The 2,381-nt window shown below is 44.8% G+C and carries 3 protein-coding genes; all 3 read right to left on the reverse strand.

What is annotated here, in order from left to right; translation table 11 throughout:
• Positions 1–168 precede the first annotated feature (168 nt).
• The 3 genes from F6K49_RS41710 to F6K49_RS41720 all read right to left on the reverse strand — a co-directional run bounded on the left by F6K49_RS41710 (position 169) and on the right by F6K49_RS41720 (position 2,274).
• A complete protein-coding gene (locus tag F6K49_RS41710) occupies positions 169–1,074 on the reverse strand; it encodes a LysR family transcriptional regulator (RefSeq protein WP_075896845.1) in 906 nt (301 codons plus the stop codon).
• A 126-nt stretch (positions 1,075–1,200) separates the two neighbouring features.
• A complete protein-coding gene (locus F6K49_RS41715; RefSeq protein ID WP_075896843.1) occupies positions 1,201–1,968 on the reverse strand; it encodes a BMC domain-containing protein in 768 nt (255 codons plus the stop codon).
• Between the two features lie 120 nt (positions 1,969–2,088).
• Positions 2,089–2,274 carry a hypothetical protein gene (locus F6K49_RS41720; RefSeq protein ID WP_293107104.1) on the reverse strand — a complete coding sequence of 62 codons (186 nt, stop codon included), beginning with the start codon at positions 2,272–2,274 and terminating at the stop codon, positions 2,089–2,091.
• Positions 2,275–2,381 lie beyond the last annotated feature (107 nt).

Consider the following 2,381-nt stretch of genomic DNA (forward strand, 5'->3'; position numbering starts at 1 on the left):
TTACAATATTGGTGCGATCGCTATCAAGCAAGCTCAAAATTATTTGAATAAATCTTAATAAATCGCGCGTCAACGAATTGAGCAATAGTAGCTTTGCACAAAAGCACAATAGCCAGCTGTTCCGTCAAAAGGAGGATACAGCTGGTTTGCTTGAGCTATTGACCAATCTTATTTTTGGCAAATCAGTGGCTCTGAAGTCAATAGATAATCTAGAAAAGTACCAGCAACAATCGATAGTTGTTTGCTACGCGGATAGACAGCATACCAGTAACGCTCGATCGGAAAGTGTTCTACATCCAAAACCACCAGCTCAGAGTTAACCCCTTCCATAACTAAGGTATGACGAGATAATACAGAAATTCCTAAACCCCCTGCGATCGCTTGCTTAATTGCCTCATTACTCCCCAAATCCAGCCGCACCTTTGGTGAAATCTGGTGGTAATCGAATAGTTTTTGTACAGCTTTGCGTGTTCCCGAACCAGGCTCCCTCATAATAAAGGTTTCTTGAGCTAGACGTTTAAGGGGGATATTTTTTTCCTGAGCTAGAGGATGATCGACCCGTGCGATCACAACCAGGGGGTTTTCTTGCACTGGTTTATAGCAGGTCTCCTGGTTTTCCGGAAGCTGACTCATAATGTATAAGTCATCTAGATTCTCACTGAGACGACCAAGGATGTATTCGTGGTTGGTGACTTGGAGAGAAATATCAATGCCTGGATAACGCTGGCAAAACGGACCTAGTAAACGAGGAATAAAATATTTCGCAGTTGTAATCACTGCTAAGCGCAGACGCCCCTGTTTTAAACCTTTGAGATCTGCCACTTTCATCTCAAACTGGTCTAAATTCTCAAAGATATCGCGGCAGGTTTTAACTAGTGCCTCACCAACCTGGGTCAGGTAGATTCGCTTACCTACCTGGTCAAACAGAGGCATACCAACAACTTTGGTTAGCTGCTTCACCTGCATAGAGACAGTGGGTTGGGTGAGAAACAGTTCTTCTGCAGCTCGTGTAAAGCTGTGGTGCCGAGCGACTGCTTCAAAGACCCTTAACTGATGCAATGTGGCTTGCTTCAATGATATTACTCCTATGAGGATATAGATCTTAGTCTTTGACAGTCTTGAAAGTCAGGAGTAGGGAGTGGGAAATGGGGAAAAGGGAATTTCATGGTGTTCATGGTGGACTTTTTTCCATGGTAGCTATTATGAATCTTTGGTACGTATGGGTAAGTTTCTTAAATCTGGTAGTTCTACAAGCTCTTTTTCTGCTTCCTTTACCTTAACTGGTATTCTCAACGGTTGTGGTTGCTCCTCGATCAGGCAACTCGCTACTGGCAAGCTTTTCTCTAAATCTTCAAGAGGTCTAGGAATCACTGTCACAGCGGTTAGTTCACCAATACGCTGGGCTTCAGCCATTCCAACTTGTAAAGCAACTGCTACATCTGCCACACGACCCCGAATAATGGCAGTACATAAACCCGCCCCAATGGTTTCGTAGGCAGTAAGCTGTACATTGGCAGCTTTGAGCATGGCATCCGAGGCCCCAACCATTGCTGGCAATCCCCTGGTTTCTAAAAGACCTAGGGCATGATTACTGACCCGGCTACGATGATTTTGGTTAACTTGATCGAGTAGGTGAACACCGATGGGAAATATCACTTCCAGGTTGGGAAGTGGTCGCGCAATGATTGTCGAGGAGAGCAACTCACCCTCTCGTTGAGCATAATCCTTACCCGATTCGACAGCAATTCGCACCTCAGCGATCGCTCCCCGCACAATGGCAGTGCAGTGACCACTACCAGTTTTTTCATAACCCACAAGGGTAACTTCTGCTGACTTGAGCATGGCGTCAGCAGTACTAACAATTACTGGAAAACTTAGAGTAGAGACTAAACCTAGGGAGGCTTGGTTAAACCGTTTTCTCTTTGTCAAGGGATCGTCAGGGACAAGCCCAGGTTTGTATAACTCCATCAGACAGAAGACCTCTCTTTGGTTGTCGGCTGTTAATTGTTGGCTTATATCAAGTTTAGAAAGTTAAGTGTTCAGCAGAAACCTACAAAGGTCAATCAAGAAGCAGCTCATGCCATTGGACTAGATGATTGGCATGGGTTTTGTCTGGGAGTAGTGTGCCGACCACCGGTATGATCTAGCATTTCTCAAATCGGTCAGGTAGACAGTTGCAGGGTTAATGGGAGTCGGGAGTCGGGAGTCGGGAGTCGGGAAGTCAGAAAAGGGATCCCTCCTAACCCCCCTTAATAAGCTATGCTTTATAAACATATTTCTTTACAAAAAACTTGACAAATTTTAGGAATTATGAATAGGAAATAAATAGGGCTGGCTGCATGAAGGCAGAAGGCATACCCGACAAGGCTTTCAAGCCTTTT

The organism is Moorena sp. SIO3I6, from assembly GCF_010672095.1.

What these genes read in the sequence shown, in the direction of transcription:
- F6K49_RS41715 (WP_075896843.1), bottom strand. Translation starts at nt 1,968, where the DNA reads ATGGAGTTATACAAACCTGGGCTTGTCCCTGACGATCCCTTGACAAAG.
- F6K49_RS41720 (WP_293107104.1), bottom strand. Translation starts at nt 2,274, where the DNA reads ATGTTTATAAAGCATAGCTTATTAAGGGGGGTTAGGAGGGATCCCTTT.